The following is a 23,005-nucleotide window of genomic DNA, read 5'->3' as shown; positions in this document are numbered from 1 at the left end:
CCCAATCAAACCCGAACATCCACTCTCGCGTTCCGTCCAGATCCTCTCAGTAGCGCCTCAGCGCCGCCGGTGAAGGGCTATTTATGGACAGTTGCCTGAAGGCGCAAGAGAAAAAATCGGATTTCGTCAAAAAAACTTCACTTGCCTGAAAAATAGGCACTTTGAGCGAAGGCGGATTGTGTCAAACCACGGACTTGCGGCGCAGCACCGGCAAGCGCAGCAGCAAAAGGCCTAGAATGATGACCAGGTAGATCAGTGGCTCGACCTGAAATCCCTTCACCAGCAGAAGGAAGTGCAAAGCCCCCAGCAGGGCGATCGGATAGGTCAGACGATGGATCTGGCGCCAGCGGCTGCCGAGGCGGCGCACGGACCCATTGTTGGAGGTCAGCGCCAAGGGCAGCATCAACACAAAACCGGCCATGCCGATGGTGATATAGGGACGCTTCACGATATCCGCGATCATCTGCGAGGGGATTTGCACATCCAGCATGAGCCAGACCAGAAGATGCGCCAGAACATAGAGGAAGCTGAGAATGCCCAGCGCGCGGCGGAACTTCACCAGGTTGAGTCCCAGGTAGCGGCGCAGGGGGGTCACTGCCAGGACAACGACCAGCAGCTTCAGAGCCAGTTCGCCATATTCATGTTCCAGCGCCTTGATCGGTTCCGCCCCCAAGCCGCCGGACAGGCCAAGGTAGAACAGCCAGGGCAGCGGCAAGAACCCCAGAAGATAGACGCACCAGACCGGGATCCTGCGCAGGCTATGATTCAGCCATCCCATCAATAGTATTTGGCCAGATCCATACCGTCATAGAGCGAGGCGACCTCCGCCTCGTAGCCGTTGAACATCAAGGTCGGCTCGCGGCGGGCGAACAATCCGCCGCCGATCCGGCGTTCCGTGGCCTGGCTCCAGCGCGGATGGTCCACCTCGGGATTCACATTGCTGTAGAATCCGTACTCCCCCGCATTGGCCGTATTCCAACTGGTGGGCGGCTCCTGATCGGTGAGGGTGATGCGCACCACCGACTTGATCGATTTGAACCCGTATTTCCACGGCACCACCAGGCGCAGGGGCGCGCCGTTCTGGTTGGGGAGTGGTTTGCCGAAGATACCCGTCGCCATCAGGGTCAGGGGATGCATCGCCTCATCCAGGCGCAGCCCCTCGCGGTAGGGCCAGTCGAGCACGCGGTAGGCGGTGCCCGGCATTTCCTCGGGACGGTAGAGGGTTTCAAAGGCGACGTATTTCGCGCCCTCCTGCACACCTGCCAAGTTCAGAAGGTCGGCCAGCTCAAACCCATTCCAGGGCACCACCATCGACCAGGCCTCGACACAGCGGAAACGGTAGATGCGCTCCTCGACGGTCATCTCGCCCAGGATCTGCTGGAAATCATACTCCCCCGGCCGATCCACCAGCCCGTCGATCTTCACGCTCCAGGGGGAGGTCGTCATCCGGCCCGCATAGGCCGCGGGATCCCCCTTGCCGGTGCCGAATTCATAGAAGTTGCAATAGCTGGTCACATCTTCCCAGCTGTTGGGCTCCAGCACCTCCTCGCTGACCTGCGCCTCTGCCCCGCCCGCCAGCGAGGCAAGACCCAGACCCGCCATGCCCGCGATGATCTGGCGACGGTTCCAGAAGGCCGCCTCGGGGGTGACATCCGCATGGGTCAGGGTGTTGGTCCAGCGACGGGCCATTGGCGCGCTCCTTTGTCAGTGATCCCCTCAAGAGCTAGCGCAGCGGGGGCGCTGCGCCAAAACATATCCTCTCACGAGTCCGCGATGGCACTGTAACTTGGCATGATCTCATTCATCGGGCGCGAGGTGCCATCATCCATCACCAGCCGCACGTGGCGGCGACGCAGCTTGCGGGGTTCGGTCACCCCGACGGAATGGGCAATGGTCTCGACCTCGTGAATCACTTCGCGGGCGTAGCGGGCCACGCGCAGATACTTGTCTTCGACCACAAGCCCCTTTTGCAGGCGGGGATCATGGGTGGTGATGCCGGTGGGGCAGGTGTTCTTGTTGCACTTCAGCGCCTGGATACAGCCGAGTGCGAACATGAAGCCCCGCGCCGAGGTCACGAAATCGGCGCCTGCCGCCAGCGCCCAGGCCACATCGCCCGGGTTGACCAGCTTGCCGCTGGCGATCAGGCGAATGCGATCCTTCAGGCCGTATTCATCGCGCAGGTTACAGACCATGGGCAGCGCTTCGCGCACGGACATGCCGACAAGATCGATCAGCGGCATGGGCGCGGCGCCTGTGCCGCCCTCGCCGCCATCGATGGTGATGAAATCCGGTGCAGCCTCGGGGCGGGCGGCGATGTTCATGAACATCTCGCGCATGGCCGCCTCGGAGCCGACCACCGTCTTGATTCCCACCGGCTTGCCTGTGACATCCCGCACCCGGGCGATCATGTCCAAAAGCTCGTCGTAATTGCCGATCTCGGGATGACGGTTCGGAGAGATGCTGGCCTTACCTTCGGGAATGCCGCGAATCTCTGCGATCTCGGCATTGACCTTGGCGGCGGGCAGGATGCCGCCCTTGCCCGGCTTTGCCCCTTGCGACAGCTTCAGCTCGAACATCCGCACGCATGGGTGCTCTGCCACCTTGCGCAGCTTGTCATCGCTCAGGTTGCCCGCTTCGTCCCGCACGCCATATTTGGCAGTGCCGATCTGGAAGACGATGTCGCAACCTCCCTCAAGGTGAAACGGGCTGAGCCCCCCCTCGCCGGTGTTCATCCAGACGCCCGCCTCGCGCGCACCACGGCTAAGGGCGCGCACCGCAGGGCGCGACAGGGCACCATAGCTCATGCCGGAGATATTGAAGAAAGAAGGCGCCTGGTAAGGCACCCGCGCCCCGGCGCCGATCACCATGGGTTCGGATTTGGCATATTGGTCATCCAGTGGCGGAAAGGGCGCATTGACGAAAATCGCCGTGCCCGGCACCGAGGTATTGCGGGTCGAGCCAAAGGCCACCGTGTTCCCCTTGCCTTCACTGGCGCGGCCCACCCAGTCCCGCTGGGCCCGGTTGAACGGCAACTCCTCGCGGTCCATGGCAAAGAAATACTGCCGGAAGAATTCCCCCAAAGTGCTGAAGATATGCCGGAAACGCCCGATCACGGGATAGTTACGCCGAATGGCGTCCTCGGTCTGTAATCTGTCTGCCAGAAACAGCACCAGGACCAGAAGACCCGCCGCCCCCAGGGCAAAAACAAACGCCAGTGCAAGAAATTCTATGGCATTCGCCGCGATATCCATTCAAAAACTCCTATATGTCTATATACGACATGAGAGGCGCGCGGCCCATGACACAGCCCGCTCCGTTCCTGCCCTAACCTGAGGGCGAAGAGCGCAGCGGACAAGCGAGCACTGCTCACAAAAGGGAGATTAGCATGAAATTCTTGATCGCGGCCGCTGCGGCCTCTGTCACTGCACTGTCGATGACCGTCGCCGCCCAGGCGCAGGATATGGTCAGCTATACCACAACCCTGGCCTTTGACGATGTGACCTTTGGTCTGGAAAGCGCAATCACCGATCGCGGCCTGCTGGTGGATCACATCAGCCATGTGGGCGACATGCTGGAACGCACCCGCGCCGATGTGGGCTCCGATATCGTGCTGTTCGAGAAGGCCGACGTCTATTCCTTCTGCTCCGCCAAACTGTCACGGCAGGTGATGGAGGCGGATCCCATGAACATCATGTTCTGCCCCTACGACATCTTCGTCGCCCAGTTCCCCGACAAGGAAGAGATCACCATCGGCTACCGCGCCTTCCCCGAAGGCGAGATGCAGGCGATCCAGGAGCTGCTGGACGGCATCGTGCGCGAAGCCATCGAGGAATGACGCAAAGGCCCCTCCGCACTCCGGACAGATTACGGCATGGGCACCCTCTGAGAGATTCCGGGCGGTGCGGATCAGCATCGCCCGTTATTGTGGGTCTTTCACGCCTTTCCTCCGCTAGACCCCGGATAGTTCATGCAAATTTAACGCCGCAAAAAGTATCACCTTTTCAACGCGCCCATTGGGCAACATTTGCGGAAGAAGAGGTCCCATGTTTTTCAAATCCAAGACTGCAGAACGTGCACAAGAACAGGAAGACCTGCTTGGCATGCTGGGTGTCTTAGAGAAAACACAGGCCGTTATCGAATTCAGCCCGGACGGCACCATCCTGCGGGCCAATGAGAACTTTCTGTCGGCCGTTGGCTATCGCGCGGAAGAGATCAAAGGCCAGAAACACGCGACCCTCCTGGCGCCCGACTATGCAGCCGGTGCCGAATACAAGGGCCTCTGGTCCGCGCTTGGCCAAGGGGAACATATCACCGACCAGTTTCCCATGCAGTGCAAATCCGGGTCCGAGGTCTGGATCCAGGCGACCTTTGCCCCTGTTCAGGACGCCGAGGGCAAGATCCGCAAGATCATCCTGATGGGCACCGATGTGACCCACCGGCGCAAGGCCATCCAGGATATCTCGCACGGGTTGATCGCCCTGCGCAACGGCGCGCTGGACCATCGCATTCCGGCCTCCGACATCAAGGATCTCGGCGCGGTCGCACGGGATTTCAACGAGGCCGTCACCCAGCTGGAAAGCGTCATTTCCACGGTCAAATCGGTCTCTGCAACAGTGGAACACACCGCCGAGGGGATCAGCCACTCCTCGACCGAATTGTCCACCCGCACCGAAACCCAGGCGGCAACGCTGGAACAGACCGCCGCCGCCATCGAAGAGCTGACCACGACCGTCAGATCCGCCGCCCAGGGCGCCCAGGATGTGGAGCGGATCGTTACCGGCGCCAAGGCCACCGCCGAAGGCAGCAGCACCGTGGTGCAAGAGGCGATCGATGCGATGGGTCAGATCAAATCCTCCTCCGAGAAGATCTCGACCATCCTGACGGTGATCGACGATATCTCTTTCCAGACCAGTCTGCTGGCGCTCAACGCCGGGGTCGAGGCCGCCCGCGCCGGCGAAGCGGGCCGTGGGTTTGCCGTGGTCGCCTCCGAGGTCCGCGCCCTGTCCAAGCGCTCGACCGAAGCCGCAAGCGAAATCAAGCAGCTGATCAACGAAAGCTCGGCCCATGTGGTGCATGGTGTCGACCTCGTGGACCGTTCAGGCGGAGAGCTGCAATCCATCATCGAAAGCGTCAGCACCATCTCGGGCCATGTCACCGATATTGCGCGCGGCACCCAGGAGCAATCCGCAACCCTGTCGGAAATCAACACCGGCATGGGGCAGCTGGATGAGGTCACCCAAAGCAATGCCGCCATGGTGGAAGAGGCCACAGAAGCCAGCCAGACCATGGCCGACAACGCCAAGGCACTATCGCAGCAGGTCGCGCAGTTCCGCACCAGCGGTGGGTTCGGCGCCGGAGCGGCATCCAATGTGGTACCTTTGTCCGACCCGGCCCCACGCGCGGCAGCTGCCCCTGCCCGGCCAGCGGTGGCCAACGGCTGGGACGATTTCTAGGTTCAAGCCCGGAACCAAACAGATCCAAGCAACAAAAAGGCCCGCCTGATTGGCGGGCCTCGTTCTTTTCACGGGATGGTCCTTAGTGCACCACGGCATCGTCGGGTTTCGGCCGCTCGCTGGTGCCGATGCGATCCCCGATGATCAGCCCTTCAGCCCCGGCAGAGACCGGAACCGTGTCACCATCGCGGATATCGCCCGCCAACAACAGTTCCGCCAGCGGGTTCTGCAGCGCACGCTGGATCACCCGCTTCAAGGGACGCGCACCGAAGACCGGATCATAGCCTTCATCGGCCAGCCAGGTCATCGCGCCCTCATCCAGTTGCAGGGCGATCTTGCGATCCGCCAGGCGTTTCTCCAGCCGCTTGAGCTGGATTTTGACGATCCCGTCCATATCCGCGCGGGCCAGACGGTCGAAGATGATCGTCTCGTCCAGACGGTTCAGGAACTCGGGCCGGAAGTGCGCCCGCACCGCATCCATCACGTCGCGCTTGGCATCCGCCGCATCTGCCCCTTCGGGCAGCTGGCTCAGCGCCTGCGCGCCGAGGTTCGAGGTCAGGATGATCAGCGTCTGCTTGAAGTCCACGGTGCGGCCCTGACCATCGGTCAGCATGCCGTCATCGAGCACCTGGAGCAGCACGTTGAACACATCCGGGTGCGCCTTTTCGACTTCGTCGAACAGCACCACCTGATAGGGGCGCCGCCGCACGGCCTCGGTCAGGACACCGCCCTCCTCGTAGCCGACATAGCCCGGAGGAGCACCGATCAGACGGGCAACCGCGTGTTTCTCCATGAACTCGGACATGTCGATACGCACCATGGCGTTGTCGTCGTCGAACAGGAACTCGGCAACCGCCTTGGTGAGTTCGGTCTTGCCGACACCGGTCGGCCCGAGGAACAGGAAGCTGCCCAGCGGACGGTTCTCGTCATTAAGTCCCGCACGCGCCCGGCGCACCGCATTGGCCACGGCCGTCACGGCCGCGTTCTGACCGATCACGCGGCCATGCAGGTCGTCTTCCATGCGCAAGAGCTTCTCGCGCTCACCTTCCAGCATCTTGGAGGTGGGGATCCCGGTCCAGCGTTCGACCACGGCAGCGATCTGTTCGGGGCGCACAGCCTCTTCGACCATCAGCCCCTGCTGTTCCTTCTCCTCAGCCCCGGCCAGCTGTTTTTCCAGCCCCGGAATGACGCCATAGGACAGTTCCCCTGCGCGGGCGAGGTTGCCTTCGCGCTTGGCAATGTCCAGTTCGGCGCGGGCCTTGTCGAGCTGTTCCTTCAGATCGCGGGCACCGGCCAGCTTGTCGCGCTCGGCCTGCCATTGGGCGGTCAGTTCGGCGCTCTGCTCCTGCAGGTCCGACAGTTCCTTTTGCAGGCTGTCCAGACGATCGCGCGAGGCGGTGTCATCTTCCAGCTTCAGCGCCTCTTCCTCGATCTGCATCTGCAGGATCTGACGATCCAGCGCGTCCAGCTCTTCGGGCTTGCTGTCCACCTGCATGCGCAACCGGCTGGCGGCCTCGTCCATCAGGTCGATGGCCTTGTCCGGCAGGAAACGGTCAGTGATATAGCGGTTCGACAGGGTCGCCGCCGCCACCAGCGCTGCATCGGCGATGCGCACACCGTGGTGCAGCTCGTATTTTTCCTTGATGCCGCGCAGGATCGAGATCGTATCCTCCACCGTCGGCTCGGTCACCATCACGGGCTGGAACCGGCGGGCAAGGGCCGCGTCTTTCTCCACGTATTTGCGGTATTCATCGAGCGTGGTGGCGCCGATGCAGTGCAGCTCACCCCGCGCCAGCGCCGGTTTGATCAGGTTGGCCGCATCCATGGCGCCATCACCTTTGCCCGCCCCGACAAGGGTGTGCATCTCGTCGATGAAGAGAACGATCTCACCGGCCGCCTCGGTCACTTCGGTCAGGACGGCCTTCAGGCGTTCCTCGAACTCGCCGCGATATTTCGCACCGGCGATCAGCGCGCCCATGTCCAGCGCCAGCAATTGCTTGTCGCGCAGGCTTTCCGGCACATCTCCGTTGACGATGCGCAGCGCCATACCCTCGGCGATGGCGGTCTTACCGACGCCCGGCTCACCGATCAGCACCGGGTTGTTCTTGGTGCGACGGCTCAGCACCTGCATGGCGCGGCGGATTTCCTCGTCCCGGCCAATGATCGGGTCGATCTTGCCCTCACGGGCGGCCTCGGTCAGGTCGCGGGCATATTTCTTCAGCGCGTCATAGCCTTCTTCGGCAGTGGCGCTGTCGGCCTTGCGGCCCTTGCGAATGTCGTTGATGGCTTCGTTCAGCTTCTGCGCGGTGACATTGCCCGCCTCCAGCGCGTCCTTGGCCTTGGATTTGACCATGCAAAGCGCCATCAGGATGCGTTCGACCGGCACGAAACTGTCGCCTGCCTTGTCGGCGATCTTCACCGCCTCATCCAGAACCCGCGCCGTTTGCTGGTCCAGATACATCTGGCCCGCATCACCGCTGACCTTGGGCAGTTTGGAGACGGCAGCATCCGCGGAACCCGCAACCTGGGAGGCATCGCCGCCCGCGCGGGTGATCAGGTTGGCCGCCAGCCCCTGCTCGTCATCCATCAAGGCTTTCAAGAGGTGTTCTGGCACCATGCGCTGGTGCTCTTCGCGCAGGGCAATGGTCTGCGCCGCCTGCACGAAACCGCGTGCACGCTCGGTGAACTTGCTCAAGTCCATCTCTCTCTCCTTTTATAAGCGCCCGATCAATTTGGCAGCGCCCGCTTGGCGGCACGCCCCGGTCCGGGCCTCACAGATCAATTTGGGAAGACTTCCTCTTCCTTCAAGAGCATGCTGCCCTGAAAGCCGTTCAATTTCTCTGACCTTGATCAAGCTGCGCTCATGATCGGCACCATCAAATGCCTTGCATTTTAGGGTTTTCGAACCGCGTCGCAGGGATTAGGAAGGCTCGATTTCCTTTCCTGCGCCAAGAAACCCGGAGTTTCGCCATGTCTGCCAAACCGCTCGCCGATGACCGCCTGATCGTTGCCATGGATGTCCCCAATGCAATCGAGGGTCTGAAACTGGCAGAAACCCTGGGGGATGCGGTCTCTTTCTACAAGATCGGCCTTGGCATGCTGACGGGCGGCGGACTGGCGCTGGCGAATGAGCTGAAGCAGGAACAGGGCAAGCGCATCTTTCTGGACATGAAGCTGTTCGATATCGGCGCCACGGTGGAAAACGCGGTGCGCGGGCTGGCGCAGTTCGATCTCGATTTCCTGACCGTGCATGGCGATCCTTACGTGGTGCGCGCCGCCAAGCAGGGCGCTGCGGGCAAGGAGATGAAGATCTTGGCCGTCACCATCCTCACCTCGCTGGACCGTGCCGATCTGGACAGCGCGCTGATCAAACCGGGCGAAATCCGTGAGCTGGTGCAGGAACGGGCGGGCAATGCCTTTGCCGCAGGCGCCGACGGCGTGATTGCCAGCCCGCAGGAAGCTGCCCTGATCCGCGCCCTGCCCGAAGCGGACGGCAAGCTGATCGTCACCCCCGGCGTGCGCCCGGCGGGCGCTGATCTCGGCGACCAGAAACGCGTCGCCACCCCGGCCACCGCCATTGCCGATGGCGCCGATCATATCGTTGTCGGCCGCCCGATCTGGAAAGCCGAAGATCCGCGCCAAGCGGCCGAGGCCATCCTTGCCGAGCTGCGCAGCCCGCAGGCCAGCCAGCCCAATCGCGGCTAAGAGCGGCCTTTTCGGCCCGCCGGATTGACCTTGCCGGATCGGCCTTTCCGGGCTCCGATATGCACGACATGGGCACGAAACACCCGCAAATGCCTATTTTTTGTGCGAAATGAAACCACGATGGCCGAGGTCTGCGCCTCTTTGCCTGTTTTTTACGATAACAGGCTGTCCCTACGGCAAGCGCATAATATTTAACAACAAAACCAATTTACGCTGCATACCGTGGTCCACAGGCCTGTGACCCTTTGGGCACAGGCCCCGGCAGAGCGCCCTCTTTGAAACATCGCAAAATTTGCACCGAAACGCCCGATGGGTGATTCTGGTCTCAACACTCCCCAGACGAGCTGGTCTTCCTGAGGTTCGTCACCTACCCCCGCCATCGCGTGCGGGGGATTTTCTTGCCATCATCCGGCCCGTACCGGATCGCCCCCCCGACTCCGCCAGATACTGGGCCAATTGGGTCGTGAAATGCGGCACCGCCAAAGGGTGTGCGCAATAGTCCTGAGGCGCCATCAGCGTCCATCGCTGACCCTCGGAACCAAGGCGTATGGCCGAGGCCAGCGCGACAGGCTGGTGCGAGACGAAGAACCAGACCCGCCCGCGCGGCCGCTGGTAATGGCGCGCCCATGAAAGATCCCGGGGACCCAGCCGCAGGCCAATCTCTTCTTCGGTTTCACGCAAGGCGCAGTCTTCGGGGGTTTCACGCCCTTCCCGCCCGCCGCCGGGCAGATCCCAATGACCGGGATAGGGAATATCCGGCTTGTCATCGCGCAGGATCACCACGATCTGCGACCCCAGAAATAGGGCCAGTTTTGCACCGGAAAAGCTCATGATGAATAGATGTGCCTCAGATGGTCTAAAGACAATACCTCTTGCGCAGAGTACACTGATGCCCTGCCACCGCAACGACGATTGATCCCCGTTTGCCAATGCCTGCCCCGCCCGTCGCCCTCTGCCGGGACTGCCTGTCCCAGATCCCGGCGCCCACGCGCAAACCGTTGCGGTGCCCCGCCTGCGGCAGCCCGCGCGTGAAGCTGCACCCGGAGCTGTTTTCGCTCAGCATTGCCCATATGGATTGCGATGCCTTCTATGCCAGCGTGGAAAAGCGGGATGACCCAAGCCTGGCCGACAAACCGGTGATCATCGGCGGCGGGCGGCGCGGGGTGGTCTCGACCGCCTGCTATGTCGCGCGCATTCGTGGTGTGAAATCCGCGATGCCGATGTTCCAGGCGCTGAAACTGTGCCCCGACGCGGTGGTGATCAAACCGCGCATGCAGGTCTACACCGAGGTGAGCCGCGCCATCCGCGACATGATGTATGAGCTGACCCCCGACGTGGAGCCGCTGTCGCTGGACGAGGCCTTCATGGATCTGTCCGGCACCGAAAAACTGCACGGCGCGCCGCCTGCGGTGATGCTGGCGCGGCTGGTCAAACGCATGAAGGAGGAGTTGGGCATCACCGGCTCCATCGGCCTGAGCCACAACAAGTTTCTGGCCAAGGTGGCATCGGATCTCGACAAGCCGCGCGGATTTTCGGTGATCGGCAAGGCCGAGACCGCAGATTTCCTGCGCGACAAACCCGTGCGGCTGATCTGGGGCATTGGCCCTGCGGCGCAGGCCTCGCTTGATCGGGCGGGGATTCGCACATTCACCGACCTGTTGCGCTGGGAGCGGCAGGATCTGCATGCGCGCTTTGGCTCCATGGGGGATCGGCTGTGGCACCTGGCACGGGGCGAAGACAGGCGGCGTGTTTCGGCAAACGCGCCGGTTAAGTCGATCTCCAAGGAGACCACCTTTTTCGAGGATACCGCCAGCACCGAGGTGCTGGATGGCCATCTGTGGCGCCTGGCCGAGCAGGTATCGGACCGGGCCAAGGCCAAGGAAAAGGCCGGGCGGGTGGTGACGCTGAAACTGAAACGCGCCAATCACACGGCGCTGACCCGCCGCATCGCCCTGCGCAGCCCCACCCAGATGGCTGACACCATCTACCGCACCGCACGCGCCCTGTTGGACCAGGTGGGCAATGAAGGCCCCTACCGGCTGCTTGGCTGCGGGATTTCCGAGCTGGTTCCGGCGGATCAGGCCGACGACACCGGCGACCTGCTGGATCCCCAGGCCAGTCAGCGCGCCGAGGCAGAGCGCGCCAGCGACGCCATCCGCAAGAAGTTCGGCAAGGGCGCCATCCTGAAGGGGCGCGCGCTGCGATAGGCGTGGTCGGTTATTCCGCCGCCAGGGAAGATGGCTCTGAAACGGTTCCTGCGATCTCCGCCATGACCCCGCGCAAGGCCGCCTGCAGGGCGGTGAAATTGCCGTTGGGCCGGATCGCCGCCTCGTCCATATAGAGCGAGCGGTCGATTTCCACCTGGATCGCATGCTGATTGCGCGACGGGCGACCATAGGTCTGGGTGATATAGGCCCCGGCAAAGGGCGCGTTGCGCGCCACCCGAAGACCGATCCGGGTGAAGGCCGCCTCAACCCGATCGACGATCTCTCCGGAGGCGGCTGCGCCGAAACGATCACCCAGCACCACGTCTGGCAGCACTCCGCCACGCACCGGCATGGTTTCCAGCGCCTCATGAGGCATCGAATGGCAGTCGACCAGAATCGCATGTCCGAAGCGATCATGCGCCTGCCTCAACAGCGCTCGCAGCGCGCCATGATAGGGGTGCCAGTACCTGTCCAATCGCGTCTCGGCCTCGTCCAGGGGCAGCTTGCCCCGATAGATGGCGCGCCCGCCGGCAACAACGCGCGGGATCACCCCAAGCCCTGAGGCCACCCGCGGGTTCTGCCCGCGCCGCGCCACCCCGTCGATCAGCGCCGGATCCAGCTCTTCCGGGGAGCGGTTGAGATCGAGATAGGCACGCGGCTTGGTGGCACGCAACAAGGGCGCTCCGAACTCGGGTGCGGCGGCAAACAGCTGGTCCACAAAGGCATCTTCGGAGCTGCGAATCTTTTGGGGGTCGAGAATCGATGCCTCAAGAAAGGAGGCCGGATAATCGGTACCGCTGTGTGGCGACGCGAAAACCACGGCAGAACGAAGATTTTTTGGCGAAATGACAGTAAATGCAGCGTCGGACATCCCGGCTCCGGCCTTTGATAACTAAGAAACAGCATAGAGTGGAAATTTCTGGGGTCAAAAGCTCTTGCACCCTATCGCGACTCTTATTATAGACCCCTTCACCGGCGCGGCACCCCGCGCCCCGTTTGTTTCTGGGGCAAGGTGCTGCAAGGGTTTCATGGGCGATTAGCTCAGCGGTAGAGCACTTCGTTGACATCGAAGGGGTCACAAGTTCGAACCTTGTATCGCCCACCATGAATTCATTGTTCTGGCCCAGAGGTCGGAACACCCGCTAACCCAGGCGCTGGTTCGCGCCGCAGAACAGGAGAAGGACCATGAAGGTCAAGAACTCGCTCCGCTCGCTCAAGAACCGGCACCGTGACTGCCGCGTTGTGCGTCGCAAGGGCCGCGTATACGTGATCAACAAGACCCAGCGCCGCTTCAAGGCACGCCAGGGCTAAGATCCAGGCTGGTTCCCAGCCATGTCGATTTCGAAAACCGCATCCTCGGATGCGGTTTTTTTGCGTTTGGGCACCTGGCGCCCAACAGCTGGACCGACGCCCAGACTAGGGAAGAACTTTTTCCAAGTAAAACTGTCAGTTTTTGTTTTCATTCATCTCAGAATCATTTAATTGACTAATTCAGTCAGAAACAGACATTGCAGTTCGATGGGAGTAACCATGTATAAAGCGTCCACTATCCTAGCCGGTGCGCTGGCAGCCACCATCGCCACCTCCGCCGCGGCGGAAGGCGAATTGAACCTCTATTCCTCGCGCCACTACGACACCGATGAGCGCCTCTATTCTGATTTTGAAGAGGCAACCGGAATCACCATCAACCGGATCGAAGGCAAGGCTGATGAGCTGATCGCCCGGATGCAGGCCGAGGGCGAGAACTCCCCTGCGGATGTTCTGCTGACCGTGGACACCTCGCGCCTGGCCCGTGCCAAGGATGCAGGCGTGCTGCAAGCCATCGACAACGCCACCCTGGAAGCCCGCGTTCCCGGCTACCTCCAGGATGAAGACAACCAGTGGTTCGGCTTCTCCCAGCGTGCGCGCATCATCTTCTACGACAAGGCCGATGTCGCGACCCCGCCGCAGACCTACCTTGACCTTGCCGATCCGGCTTACAAGGGGCTGATCTGCATCCGCTCCTCGACCAACACCTACAACCAGACCCTGCTGGCCTCGATCGTGACCCATCACGGCAGCGAAGTGGCGACACAATGGGCCGAAGGCGTGGTCGCCAACATGGCGCGTGACCCGCAGGGCGGTGACACCGACCAGCTGCGCGGCATCGTCTCCGGCGAATGCGAGATTGCGGTCTCCAACAGCTACTATTTCGCCCGCTCGATCCGCAAGAACGTCAAGGGCCTGTCCGATTCCCGCGATATGATCGGCTGGATCTTCCCGTCTCAGAATGCCGAAGGCGCGCATATGAATCTGTCCGGCGGCGGCGTTGCAGCCCATGCTCCGAACCGCGACAACGCCATCAAGTTCCTGGAGTATCTGGCATCGGATCAGGCGCAGCAGTATTTCTCGGCTGGCAATGACGAATTCCCGGCCGTGCCCGGCGTCGGCCTTGCCCCCAGCATTGCAGCGCTCGGCCACTTCAAGCCGGACGATGTGAACCTGTCCGAGGTGGCCAAGAACCTCCCCGAGGCCCAGAAGATCTTCAACGCCGTCGGCTGGAAGTAATCGACCTCAGGCGAATCGATCACCACAAAGGCGCAGGCTCTCCTGCGCCTTTTTTCGTGTCCGCCGCAGAATTGGTGCGATATGCGCACCACCTGACCAAAGATTACGCGAAAGCAGCGCAAATGCTCGGCCTAAAGTCCTGATCAGGTTAAGTTTCTCATGCTGCTTCTGGACCTGTTTCGCCTTGCCCCCTATAGGTTTCAAAAATTTGGTTTTAAGGGGGGAATTGGACACATGCAGAGGCGCTTGGAATTATTAGGACAGGGAAGTCTGCTGTGAACCGTCTGCCTGTCACGATCATCAGCGGATACCTTGGCGCAGGGAAGACCACTCTGATCAACCGCGCGCTGTCCGAAGATCACGGTCTCAGCCTGGCCATCATCGTCAACGACTTCGGCGCCGTGAATATCGATGCAGAACAGATCGCCAAGGCCGACGGCGATACCATCACGCTGACAAATGGCTGCATCTGCTGCAGCATGGGAGATGATCTGGCCCTGTCCCTGCATCAGATCGTGAACCGCCCAGATCGACCCGACCACCTCGTCATCGAAGCCAGTGGCATTTCCGATCCGGTGGCGATCGCCAATACCGTCATGGCGCAAAGCGGCTTGAACTATGCCGGGATCATTACCGTGGTCGATGGGCAACATGCCCCTGCGCAGCTTGACGATGAAGAGCTCGCCCCACAGATCCTTCAACAGATCCGCGCCGCCGACCTGGTGCTGATCTCCAAATGCGACGAGCAGGACACCGATCTGATCGACAGCCTCACGGAGCTGGGGGCCCGCACGCCCACGGTGCTGAATGGCGCCCCCGTGTCGGATCTGCTGTTTGACGTGGTTCCCCTGCCAAAGGGGCGCGCGGTTGCCAGCCATCCGTCCTATGCCACCTGGCATCACCAAAGCAAAACGGTGCTCGACCGCCGCGCCTTGGGTGAAAAGCTCGCCAATCGCCCCGAGGGGCTATACCGGATGAAAGGCTATGTGCTGACCACCGGCGGCGCCTATCGGCTTCATATCGTCGGCCGCCATATCGAGGCCCGCCATTGCGATGCCGAGGAAACGGTTCTGGTGGCGCTTGGCCCGGCCCGGCGGATCTCGGCCGATCAGATCGAAACCTGGTGGAACGGTTGACCACAAAGCCCGGGCAGCGCCCTATCTGCGCCGCCCGACCTGCCGACAGATCAGGATGACCGGCAGCAATCCCACGGCCATGATCACCAGCGATGGCACCGCCGCCCCTTCCAACCGTTCATCCGAGGCCAGCCGATAGGCCTGCACCGCAAGGGTGTCATAGTTGAACGGGCGCATGATCAGCGTTGCGGGCAGCTCCTTCATCACATCCACGAAGACGATCAGCAGCGCTGTCAGCAGGCTGGGCGTCAGGATCGGCAGATGCACCCGCCGCAGCATGCCAAGCGGGCTTTGCCCCAATGAGCGCGCCGCCGCATCCATATTGGCATGCACCGTGGACTGGCCGCTTTCGTAGGCGCCAAGGGCCGCCGCCAGGAACCGCACCATATAGGCCGCCACCAGGAGCCAGATCGACCCGGTGATCAACAGCCCGGTGCGAATGTCGAATGTCGCCCGCATCCAGGCATCCAGCACATTGTCAAAGGCCGCGAAAGGCACCATCAGCCCCACCGCGATCACCCCACCCGGCACCGCATAGCCAAGCCGCGATGCATAGGCTGCCGCCGAAGATCCGCGCCCCGGACGCAAACGCTGGTAAAACCCGAGGATGACCGCCGCGACCACGGTCACCAGCGCCGCCACCGCCGCAAGGGTCAGCGAATTCCGGATGAAACCGATATAGCGACGGCTGAGCAGGTCCTGCTCGGACTGCAGCCCCATGTCGAACAGGATCACCACCGGCAACAGAAAGCCAAGGGTGACCGGGATCGCGCAGAGGATCCAGGCTGCAACCGCCCGCATCCCCGTCAGATCGGCAGGCGGCATTTCCGCGTGCTGCTTGCCCGCCTGATGATAGCGCGCCTTGCCACGGGTGGAGCGTTCCACCACCGCCAGCATCAGCGCAAAACTCAAGAGACACAGCGCCAGTTGCGCCGCCCCGGCCCGGTCCGCCAGCGCGAACCAGCTGGTGTAGATGCCCGTCGCAAAGGTCTGCACGCCGAAATAGGAGACCGTCCCGAAATCCGCGATGGTCTCCATCACCGCCAGCAGAACCCCCGAGGCAATGGCAGGGCGTGCCATCGGCAGGCTGACCCGCCAGAAGGCCTGCCAGGCGCTTTTGCCAAGGGCGCGCGCCGCCAGGAAGGCGCCTGCGCTCTGCTGCAGGAACGCTGCCCGCGCCAAGAGGTAGACATAGGGGTACAGTACCAGGATCAGCATCATCGCAGCGCCGCCCGTGGAGCGGATCTCCGGGAACCAATAGTCGCGCGGTCCCCAGCCCATCACCTGCCGCAGCGTTGTCTGCACGACACCGGGATGGTCCAGGACAAAGGTATAGGCATAGGCCAGCACATAGGCTGGAAAGGCCAGCGGCAGCACCAGGGCGACCTCGAACAGGCGCACCCCCGGAAAGCGGGTCATAGTCACCAGCCAGGCAGCCCCGACCCCCAGCAGCAAGGTTCCCATAGCCACCAGCGAGACCAGAACAACGGTAGTGCCGAGATAGCCCGGCAAGACGGTCTCGGCCAAATGCGCAATCGTTTCGGTGCCGCCGATCATCGCCGCAACCGCGACGGCCAGCATCGGCAGAACGCAGGCCAGCGCGACAAGCCATCCAAGCGCCGCAAAGACGCCAGTGCCGCCCTTGCGCCCGCGCCGGGTGCCTTTGGGAGCATAGTCAGGACTGTGGCTTGCCTCTGTCATCGGTACAGGCGACCCTTTTGCGGTTTGGAGCTTTTCCTATTTCGATCATTTATGTCGGAAATTCCAGCAGGAAACAGGCCCAACGGAAATCGGCCCCGCGGAAATAGCCCCCCGGAAACAGGCACACCTGCAACGGAAAACAGCCGGGCCATATGCCAGCCCGGCTGTCCTGTTCATTCTGGCAAAGAGCAATCAGTCGTAGCTGCGCTGGTCCTCGATCACCAGACCATCCTTGGGCAGGCTGCCCGGAGCGACGACCTCGATCTTGCCCTTGAGCTTCAGCACGTCGATCACCGATTTGCCAAAGGTGACTTCATCACCGCCATTGGCTTCGATCTGCACGGTCATCGTGTCCATCTCGCCGTCACGGGCAGCGATGACGCGGGCCTTGACGATCTCATCGTGTTTTTCGACCAATGCGGCCACCTGTTCAGGGCGCACGAACATGCCCTTGATCTTGGTGGTCTGATCGGCGCGGCCCATCCAGCCCTTGATCCGCATATTGGTGCGGCCACAGGGAGAGACACCCGGCAGCACCGCCGACAGATCGCCGGTGGCGAAACGGATCAGCGGGTAGTCGGGGTTGAGCGTGGTGACGACCACCTCGCCCACCTCGCCCGGTGCGACGGGAGTGCCGGTGCCTGGGGTGACGATCTCGACGATGACGTTCTCATCGACGATCATCCCCTCCATCGCTGCGGTTTCATAGGCGATATTGCCAAGATCCGCGGTGGCATAGGACTGCAGGCAGGCGATGCCGCGATCCGCATATTCCTGGCGTAGCGAGGGGAACAGCGCCCCGCCACCCACGACCGCCTTCTTGTAGCCCAGCGTGACGCCCATGGCCTCGGCTTTGTCGAGGATCACCTTCAGGAAATCCGGAGTGCCGGCATAGGCGGTGGCGCCCACATCGCGGGCCGCCGTCACCTGAAGTTCGGTCTGTCCGGTGCCTGCGGGAAGAACCGCAGCCCCAACGGCACGTGCACCGTTTTCAAAGATCATGCCGGCGGGCGTCAGGTGATAGCCAAAGCAGTTCTGCACCACATCGCCAGCGCCGATGCCGGCCGCATGCAGGAAGCGGCCCATGCGCCACCAGTCATGTTCGCTGCCGCCCGGCTCGTAGATCGGTCCGGGAGACTGGAAGATATGCGCGAAGCCGTGGGCGGGCTTCACCGTGAACCCGCCAAAAGGCGCGTTCTCGGCCTGGGCCCGGCTCAGCTCGGACTTGCGCAGCACCGGCAGCGCCGCCAGATCAGCCGCGCTGGTGATCGCAGCCGGATCCGCATCGGCCAGCGATGCGCCATAGCCGGGCGCCGATTTGGCGCGGGCGATCTGGCCCGGCAGGGCCTTTGCCAGATCAGCGGCGCGTTCATCTGCAGAGCGGGTTTCGAGTGTGTCAAAAAAGGTCATATCGTTACCATCCCGCATCAGCTCAGCCACCGCTTGCGGCGGCGGTAGGAGCGCACGTCGCGGAAGCTCTTGCGGCCTTCGTCGGACATGCCGAGGTAGAATTCCTTCACATCCGGGTTCTCGCGCAGTTCGGCGGCGGGGCCGTCCATCACCACGCGGCCCGATTCCAGGATGTAGCCATAATGGGCAAAGCGCAGCGCCACGTTGGTGTTCTGTTCGGCCAGGAGGAAGGTCACGCCTTCGTTCTCGTTGATCGATTTCACGATGCCAAAGATCTGCTCCACCAGCTGCGGCGCCAGACCCATGGAGGGTTCGTCCAGGAGGATGGTTTCAGGACGGCTCATCAGGGCGCGGCCCATTGCAACCATCTGCTGCTCACCGCCCGAGGTATAGCCCGCCTGCGATTTGCGGCGTTCCTTCAGGCGCGGGAAGTAGCTGTAGACCATTTCCAGGTCGCGCTGGATGTCGCCCTTGCTGTCACCGCGCGTATATGCGCCGGTCAGCAGGTTTTCCTCAACCGTCAGGTGTTCGAAACAATGGCGGCCTTCCATCACCTGGATGACGCCCTTGCGCACCACGTCGGCGGGATCAAGCGAGTCCATGGGCTGACCGCGATACTTGATCGAGCCTTTGGTCACTTCGCCGCGTTCGGAATGCAGCAGGTTGGAAACCGCCTTGAGCGTGGTGGTCTTGCCGGCGCCATTGCCGCCCAGAAGCGCGGTGATGCCGCCCTTTGGGACCTTCAGGCTGACGCCCTTCAGCACGAGGATCACGTGGTTGTAGATCACCTCGATATTGTTGACCTCAAGCAGGGTCTCGGCCTGCACATCGGTGGTGTTTGCTGCGTCGAGCATCAAAGTTTGTCCTCATGCGGTCACGGCCTGTTGCGGCCTGGTCCGGGGCGGGAGGCGAAGCGTATGAATTCGCAAGTGCCCGGATCGGTGTCTCTTCGGAGGTGGTGCGGCAGCAGGCCGCCGCACCGGGATTTTGTGCCCGCTCCCGCCGAAGGCAGGAGCGGAACAGGCCTTACTTACAACGCGGTTCGATGTTGTTTTCCGAGGCGTAGGAGGCCGAGTCGGCTTCGATCAGCGGCTGGATCACAGCGGTGTCGGTCTTCTGGAAGTCCGAGATCAGGCTCCAGGTCTTGGTCTCTGCATTCCACTGGGTAATGCCGACCAGGCCGGGGCCACCGTGGTTTTCACAGGAGACGTTGAAGGAGGGGCCGAAGTAGGGCATGCCAAGCGCCGACATGCGGGCTTCGGGCATTTCCAGCGCTTCCATACCGTCGCGCATCATCTGCGGGGTGATGTCCTTCACGCCGTGGATTTCCTGGGCGGTCTTGGCGGCCTCGACAGCCAGCATCGCCGCGTACATGCCACGGTTGTAAAGAACGTTACCGATCTGATCGCCTGCACCTGCGGCCAGGCCCTTGTCCACGACATATTTCTGCATGTCGTCGAAGACCGGGAAGTCACGGCCAACGTTGTGGAAGGTCACGGCCTTGTAGCCGTCAGCCTTTGCACCGGCGGACAGAACATCATGCTCGGCACCGGACCACCAGACGCCGATGAAGTTTTCCATCGGGAAGCGGACGTTTGCGGCTTCCTGGATGGCAACCTGGTTCATCACGCCCCAGCCCCACATCACGACATAGTCGGGACGGTCGCGGCGGATCTGCAGCCACTGGGACTTCTGCTCCTGACCGGGGTGGTCAACGGGCAGGGTCGACAGCTCGAAACCGTGCTTCTTGGACAGCTCTTCCAGGGTGCGGATCGGCTCTTTGCCGTAAGCGGAGTTGTGGAACAGAAGGGCGATCTTCTTGCCCTTGATGTCACCGCCGTTGCTGTCCAGCAGGTAGGTGATGATGCCCGAGGCGCCATCCCAGTAGTTTGCCGGGTAGTTGAAGACGTTGCCGAACACATTGCCGTTGGCTGCCGAGGTCCGGCCATAGCCCATGGTGTGAAGCGGGATGCCGTCAGCTGCGGTTTTTGGGATCAGCTGATAGGTGATACCGGTGGACAGCGGTTGATAGACCAGCGCGCCTTCACCCTTGGTGGATTCGTAGCATTCCACACCTTTTTCGGTGTTGTAGCCGGTTTCACACTCGACCAGCCGCGTCTTGACACCGCCGATGCCGCCATCGCGTTCGTTCACCAGGGTCAGGTAGTCGGCATAGCCATCCGCGAAGGGGATGCCGCCTGCCGCATAGGGGCCGGTGCGGTAGCTGAGCGACGGGAACACCAGGTCCGCCATGGCGGGGCCAGCGGCCATCAGCGCACCCAGCGCCAGAGTAGTCAATTTCAGTTTCATCGGGTTCATTCCTCCCATTGGTCTTATCCGATAGTTTCAATGTGCGGGGTGCGTAGGTTGACCCTTCTTCTTGCCCCCGCGACGATCTGCCGTTCCCGCGTCAGTGCGGGAAGGGCCAGAGTCTCAGTTTTTCCTTGGCGACGCGCCACAGCTGGGCCAGCCCGTGCGGCTCCACGATCAGGAAGAAGACGATCAGCGCACCGACGATCACCAGCTGGAAATGCGCCACGATATCCGTCGGCCAGCCCATCAGGTCCACGCCGATCACCTTCAGAACCACCGGCAGCAGCACCAGGAAGGCGGCACCGGCAAAGGAGCCGAAGATCGAGCCCAGACCGCCGATGATCACCATGAACAGCACCAGGAACGATTTGTTGATGCCGAAGGCCTCGCCCACTTCGACGGCGCCCAGGTAGACGGCGAAGAACAGAGCGCCCGAGATGCCGATGAAGAAACCGGAGACGGCAAAGGCGGTGAGTTTCGCCTTCAGCGGGTTCACCCCGATGATCTCGGCGGCGATGTCCATGTCGCGGATCGCCATCCAGGTCCGGCCGGTGGTGCCGCGCGTCAGGTTGCGGGCCACGATGGCGCAGAAGGCCAGGAAGATCAGGCAGAAGAAATAGGTCGCCCAGGACGCCGCGTTGGGGCCGGTGATCACGATGCCGAATACATCACGCTCGGGCGCGTTGATCTGACCCGAGGCCGAGTAGTTGTAGAACCACGGCACGCGGTTGAACAGCCAGACCAGGAAGAACTGCGCCGCCAGGGTTGCCACCGCGAGGTAGAAGCCCTTGATCCGCAGGGACGGCAGGCCGAAGGCCACACAGACCAGCGCGGTGATCCCGCCCGCCAGCAGAACATGGATGAACATGCTCACTTCGGGGAAGGCCGTCATCAGCTTGTAGACCGCATAGGCACCCACCGCCATGAAGCCGCCGGTGCCAAGGCTCACCTGGCCACAGTAGCCGACCAGGATGTTCAGCCCGATGGCGGCGATCGAGTAGATCAGGAACGGCAGCAGGATCGCATTCGCCCAGTAGTCGTTGATGACAAAGGGGATGACCAGAAAGGCAAAGGCCAGCACTGCATAGTAACGATAGCGATCGAACTTGATCGGAAACGTCTGGCTGTCGTCCTGGTAAGAGACCTTAAAGTCTCCGGCTTCACGGTAGAACATGCTTCAGATGCTCCCTTTTTCCTGCGCGCGGTTGCGGGCCGCTGCGTCCAGTTGATTTGTCTTCTTCGCGTATCCGCTGGCCTCGGCCATGCGGGCCAGTCGCAGATAGGCGAGGATCCCTGTGAAAAGACCTGCAGCGGCCAGAAGGGCGGAGATCACGACCTGCGTGTCGGTAAAGTCTCCGGAGGCAAGCGCCAGGTAGCCAAAGGCCCAAAACCCTGACCAGGCGATCACATTGACGATGGCAACGAGCTTTCTCATGCGTCTTCCTCCCTTCTTGGTTTGCGTTCAGTCTCCTGCGGTGCGGCCCCATCCCTCCCCGAACGGAACCGCCCTTGATATGATGGGTCTGCGTCAGACCCTTTCGATGATCTTCTCGCCGAACAGGCCTTGCGGGCGGAACACCAGGAACAGCAGCGCCAGAACATAGGCAAACCAGTTCTCGGTGGCGCCGCCGACCATCGGGCCGATGGCGAATTCAAACAGCTTCTCGCCCACACCGATGATCAACCCGCCGACGATGGCGCCGGGGATCGAGGTAAAGCCCCCGAGCATCAGAACAGGCAGAGCCTTCAGGGCGATCAGCGACAGCGAGAACTGCACGCCGGACTTGGTGCCCCACATGATACCCGCGACCAGAGCCACGAAACCGGCAACCGACCAGACCAGAACCCAGATGAAGTTCAGCGAGATACCGACGGACAGGGCCGCCTGGTGATCGTCCGCCACGGCGCGCATGGCGCGGCCCTGCTTGGTGTATTGGGCAAAGATCACCAGACCCGTCACCAGAAGCGCCGCAACGACGGTGGCCACGATGTCGAGGTTGTCGATGAAGAAGCCGTAACCGAAGATGTTGTAGGTCTTCTCGTCGATCCACAGGTTGATGCCCTGCGGGATGCCCACATCCAGCGTCTTGATCTCGGAGCCCCACATCAGGTCGGCGACGCCTTCCAGGAAGTAGGCCAGACCGATGGTGGCCATGAACAGGATGATCGGCTCCTGGCCGACCAGGTGCTTCATCACCAGAACCTGCACCAGCCAGGCCAAGAGCACCATGACCGCCACGGTCAGGACGATGGCCAGGAAGGACGGGATCGTCCATCCGAAATGGGTGATATGGCCGCCGAAGATCGCGTTGATCAGATGCGCAAAGGGCACCTGTCCGTTCATGATCCCCACCAGGGTCATCGCCGCGAACAGCGCCATGACGCCCTGGGCGTAGTTGAAGATGCCGGATGCCTTGTAAATCAGGACAAATCCGAGCGCGACAAGCGCATAGAGCACGCCGGCCATCAGACCGTTGAGCGTGACTTCCATCGCAAAAATCAGTTGTTCAGGCATGTTTCGCCTCCCTCAAGC

Annotated in this window: 20 protein-coding genes and 1 tRNA gene; 8 read left to right on the top strand and 13 right to left on the bottom strand. The window is 62.0% G+C overall.

Going from position 1 to position 23,005, the window contains the following annotated elements; all coding sequences use genetic code 11:
• Window positions 1–181: 181 nt before the first annotated feature.
• From msrQ to PXK07_RS04970, 3 genes are all read right to left on the bottom strand, one after another.
• Window positions 182–778, bottom strand: coding sequence for a protein-methionine-sulfoxide reductase heme-binding subunit MsrQ (gene msrQ, locus PXK07_RS04980; RefSeq protein ID WP_274847092.1), 597 nt, complete (start codon window positions 776–778; stop codon window positions 182–184).
• Window positions 778–1,689: a protein-methionine-sulfoxide reductase catalytic subunit MsrP gene (gene msrP, locus PXK07_RS04975; protein ID WP_274847091.1), complete on the bottom strand. Its 912-nt coding sequence runs from the start codon at window positions 1,687–1,689 to the stop codon at window positions 778–780. The genes msrQ and msrP overlap by 1 nt, the downstream gene beginning before the upstream one ends.
• 71 nt (window positions 1,690–1,760) lie before the next feature.
• A complete protein-coding gene (locus PXK07_RS04970) occupies window positions 1,761–3,251 on the bottom strand; it encodes an FMN-binding glutamate synthase family protein (protein WP_274847090.1) in 1,491 nt (496 codons plus the stop codon).
• A 134-nt stretch (window positions 3,252–3,385) separates the two neighbouring features.
• Between PXK07_RS04970 and PXK07_RS04965 the strand changes: the two genes are divergently transcribed.
• Both PXK07_RS04965 and PXK07_RS04960 read left to right on the top strand, forming a co-directional pair.
• Window positions 3,386–3,835 carry a DUF302 domain-containing protein gene (locus PXK07_RS04965; RefSeq protein WP_274847089.1) on the top strand — a complete coding sequence of 150 codons (450 nt, stop codon included), beginning with the start codon at window positions 3,386–3,388 and terminating at the stop codon, window positions 3,833–3,835.
• Window positions 3,836–4,043: 208 nt separating this feature from the next.
• Window positions 4,044–5,453 carry a methyl-accepting chemotaxis protein gene (locus PXK07_RS04960; RefSeq protein WP_274847088.1) on the top strand — a complete coding sequence of 470 codons (1,410 nt, stop codon included), beginning with the start codon at window positions 4,044–4,046 and terminating at the stop codon, window positions 5,451–5,453.
• Window positions 5,454–5,535: 82 nt separating this feature from the next.
• On the opposite strand, the gene clpB is transcribed toward PXK07_RS04960, so the two are convergent.
• The gene (gene clpB, locus PXK07_RS04955; RefSeq protein ID WP_274847087.1) at window positions 5,536–8,154 is read right to left on the bottom strand and encodes an ATP-dependent chaperone ClpB; all 2,619 of its coding nucleotides are present in this window, start codon (window positions 8,152–8,154) and stop codon (window positions 5,536–5,538) included.
• A gap of 269 nt (window positions 8,155–8,423) precedes the next feature.
• Between clpB and pyrF the strand changes: the two genes are divergently transcribed.
• Window positions 8,424–9,158 carry an orotidine-5'-phosphate decarboxylase gene (pyrF, locus tag PXK07_RS04950; RefSeq protein ID WP_274847086.1) on the top strand — a complete coding sequence of 245 codons (735 nt, stop codon included), beginning with the start codon at window positions 8,424–8,426 and terminating at the stop codon, window positions 9,156–9,158.
• Window positions 9,159–9,521: 363 nt separating this feature from the next.
• On the opposite strand, the gene PXK07_RS04945 is transcribed toward pyrF, so the two are convergent.
• Window positions 9,522–9,989, bottom strand: coding sequence for an NUDIX hydrolase (locus PXK07_RS04945; protein ID WP_274847084.1), 468 nt, complete (start codon window positions 9,987–9,989; stop codon window positions 9,522–9,524).
• 98 nt (window positions 9,990–10,087) lie between these two features.
• Between PXK07_RS04945 and PXK07_RS04940 the strand changes: the two genes are divergently transcribed.
• Window positions 10,088–11,365 carry a DNA polymerase IV gene (locus PXK07_RS04940; protein WP_274847083.1) on the top strand — a complete coding sequence of 426 codons (1,278 nt, stop codon included), beginning with the start codon at window positions 10,088–10,090 and terminating at the stop codon, window positions 11,363–11,365.
• A gap of 10 nt (window positions 11,366–11,375) precedes the next feature.
• Here PXK07_RS04940 and PXK07_RS04935 read toward each other — a convergent pair whose 3' ends face one another.
• Window positions 11,376–12,236: an N-formylglutamate amidohydrolase gene (locus PXK07_RS04935; RefSeq protein WP_274847082.1), complete on the bottom strand. Its 861-nt coding sequence runs from the start codon at window positions 12,234–12,236 to the stop codon at window positions 11,376–11,378.
• Between the two features lie 159 nt (window positions 12,237–12,395).
• On the opposite strand from PXK07_RS04935, the gene PXK07_RS04930 reads away from it, so the two are divergent.
• From PXK07_RS04930 to PXK07_RS04915, 4 genes are all read left to right on the top strand, one after another.
• Window positions 12,396–12,470: transfer RNA gene (locus PXK07_RS04930), tRNA-Val, on the top strand.
• A gap of 80 nt (window positions 12,471–12,550) precedes the next feature.
• Complete coding sequence (gene ykgO, locus PXK07_RS04925; protein ID WP_008562923.1) at window positions 12,551–12,676, top strand: type B 50S ribosomal protein L36; 126 nt, start codon at window positions 12,551–12,553, stop codon at window positions 12,674–12,676.
• A gap of 219 nt (window positions 12,677–12,895) precedes the next feature.
• On the top strand, window positions 12,896–13,912 hold the full coding sequence (locus PXK07_RS04920) for an extracellular solute-binding protein (protein WP_274847081.1): 1,017 nt from the start codon (window positions 12,896–12,898) through the stop codon (window positions 13,910–13,912).
• Between the two features lie 275 nt (window positions 13,913–14,187).
• Window positions 14,188–15,048 (top strand): CobW family GTP-binding protein, encoded by an 861-nt coding sequence (locus PXK07_RS04915; RefSeq protein WP_274847080.1) that lies wholly within the window; start codon window positions 14,188–14,190, stop codon window positions 15,046–15,048.
• A gap of 21 nt (window positions 15,049–15,069) precedes the next feature.
• Here the strand turns inward: PXK07_RS04915 and PXK07_RS04910 are convergent, their stop codons facing one another.
• The 7 genes from PXK07_RS04910 to PXK07_RS04880 all read right to left on the bottom strand — a co-directional run bounded on the left by PXK07_RS04910 (window position 15,070) and on the right by PXK07_RS04880 (window position 22,987).
• Entirely contained in the window at window positions 15,070–16,749 is a 1,680-nt protein-coding gene (locus PXK07_RS04910) for an ABC transporter permease (RefSeq protein WP_274847079.1), read from the bottom strand.
• A gap of 192 nt (window positions 16,750–16,941) precedes the next feature.
• A complete protein-coding gene (locus PXK07_RS04905) occupies window positions 16,942–18,159 on the bottom strand; it encodes a phenylacetate--CoA ligase family protein (protein WP_274847078.1) in 1,218 nt (405 codons plus the stop codon).
• Window positions 18,160–18,176: 17 nt separating this feature from the next.
• Window positions 18,177–19,013 (bottom strand): ABC transporter ATP-binding protein, encoded by an 837-nt coding sequence (locus tag PXK07_RS04900; RefSeq protein ID WP_274847077.1) that lies wholly within the window; start codon window positions 19,011–19,013, stop codon window positions 18,177–18,179.
• Between the two features lie 172 nt (window positions 19,014–19,185).
• Entirely contained in the window at window positions 19,186–20,469 is a 1,284-nt protein-coding gene (locus PXK07_RS04895) for an ABC transporter substrate-binding protein (protein WP_274847076.1), read from the bottom strand.
• 100 nt (window positions 20,470–20,569) lie between these two features.
• Window positions 20,570–21,646 (bottom strand): branched-chain amino acid ABC transporter permease, encoded by a 1,077-nt coding sequence (locus PXK07_RS04890; protein WP_274847075.1) that lies wholly within the window; start codon window positions 21,644–21,646, stop codon window positions 20,570–20,572.
• 3 nt (window positions 21,647–21,649) lie between these two features.
• Window positions 21,650–21,907, bottom strand: a complete 258-nt coding sequence (locus PXK07_RS04885) for a hypothetical protein (protein WP_274847074.1) — start codon at window positions 21,905–21,907, stop codon at window positions 21,650–21,652.
• A gap of 93 nt (window positions 21,908–22,000) precedes the next feature.
• Window positions 22,001–22,987 carry a branched-chain amino acid ABC transporter permease gene (locus tag PXK07_RS04880; protein WP_274847073.1) on the bottom strand — a complete coding sequence of 329 codons (987 nt, stop codon included), beginning with the start codon at window positions 22,985–22,987 and terminating at the stop codon, window positions 22,001–22,003.
• Window positions 22,988–23,005 lie beyond the last annotated feature (18 nt).

It is taken from the genome of Phaeobacter sp. QD34_24, assembly GCF_028890115.1.
Classification (GTDB): Bacteria; Pseudomonadota; Alphaproteobacteria; order Rhodobacterales; family Rhodobacteraceae; genus Phycobacter.
The sequence above is the reverse complement of the archived record's forward strand: the minus strand, read 5'-3'. Positions and strand labels throughout refer to the sequence as shown.

Bases quoted from the DNA above. Each gene is read 5' to 3' on its own strand.
- PXK07_RS04945 (WP_274847084.1), bottom strand. From the start codon at position 9,989: ATGAGCTTTTCCGGTGCAAAACTGGCCCTATTTCTGGGGTCGCAGATC.
- PXK07_RS04885 (WP_274847074.1), bottom strand. From the start codon at position 21,907: ATGAGAAAGCTCGTTGCCATCGTCAATGTGATCGCCTGGTCAGGGTTT.
- pyrF (WP_274847086.1), top strand. From the start codon at position 8,424: ATGTCTGCCAAACCGCTCGCCGATGACCGCCTGATCGTTGCCATGGAT.
- PXK07_RS04910 (WP_274847079.1), bottom strand. From the start codon at position 16,749: ATGACAGAGGCAAGCCACAGTCCTGACTATGCTCCCAAAGGCACCCGG.
- PXK07_RS04935 (WP_274847082.1), bottom strand. From the start codon at position 12,236: ATGTCCGACGCTGCATTTACTGTCATTTCGCCAAAAAATCTTCGTTCT.
- PXK07_RS04960 (WP_274847088.1), top strand. From the start codon at position 4,044: ATGTTTTTCAAATCCAAGACTGCAGAACGTGCACAAGAACAGGAAGAC.
- ykgO (WP_008562923.1), top strand. From the start codon at position 12,551: ATGAAGGTCAAGAACTCGCTCCGCTCGCTCAAGAACCGGCACCGTGAC.
- PXK07_RS04880 (WP_274847073.1), bottom strand. From the start codon at position 22,987: ATGCCTGAACAACTGATTTTTGCGATGGAAGTCACGCTCAACGGTCTG.
- PXK07_RS04965 (WP_274847089.1), top strand. From the start codon at position 3,386: ATGAAATTCTTGATCGCGGCCGCTGCGGCCTCTGTCACTGCACTGTCG.
- msrQ (WP_274847092.1), bottom strand. From the start codon at position 778: ATGGGATGGCTGAATCATAGCCTGCGCAGGATCCCGGTCTGGTGCGTC.
- clpB (WP_274847087.1), bottom strand. From the start codon at position 8,154: ATGGACTTGAGCAAGTTCACCGAGCGTGCACGCGGTTTCGTGCAGGCG.
- PXK07_RS04890 (WP_274847075.1), bottom strand. From the start codon at position 21,646: ATGTTCTACCGTGAAGCCGGAGACTTTAAGGTCTCTTACCAGGACGAC.
- PXK07_RS04895 (WP_274847076.1), bottom strand. From the start codon at position 20,469: ATGAAACTGAAATTGACTACTCTGGCGCTGGGTGCGCTGATGGCCGCT.
- PXK07_RS04905 (WP_274847078.1), bottom strand. From the start codon at position 18,159: ATGACCTTTTTTGACACACTCGAAACCCGCTCTGCAGATGAACGCGCC.
- PXK07_RS04920 (WP_274847081.1), top strand. From the start codon at position 12,896: ATGTATAAAGCGTCCACTATCCTAGCCGGTGCGCTGGCAGCCACCATC.
- PXK07_RS04900 (WP_274847077.1), bottom strand. From the start codon at position 19,013: ATGCTCGACGCAGCAAACACCACCGATGTGCAGGCCGAGACCCTGCTT.
- msrP (WP_274847091.1), bottom strand. From the start codon at position 1,689: ATGGCCCGTCGCTGGACCAACACCCTGACCCATGCGGATGTCACCCCC.
- PXK07_RS04970 (WP_274847090.1), bottom strand. From the start codon at position 3,251: ATGGATATCGCGGCGAATGCCATAGAATTTCTTGCACTGGCGTTTGTT.
- PXK07_RS04940 (WP_274847083.1), top strand. From the start codon at position 10,088: ATGCCTGCCCCGCCCGTCGCCCTCTGCCGGGACTGCCTGTCCCAGATC.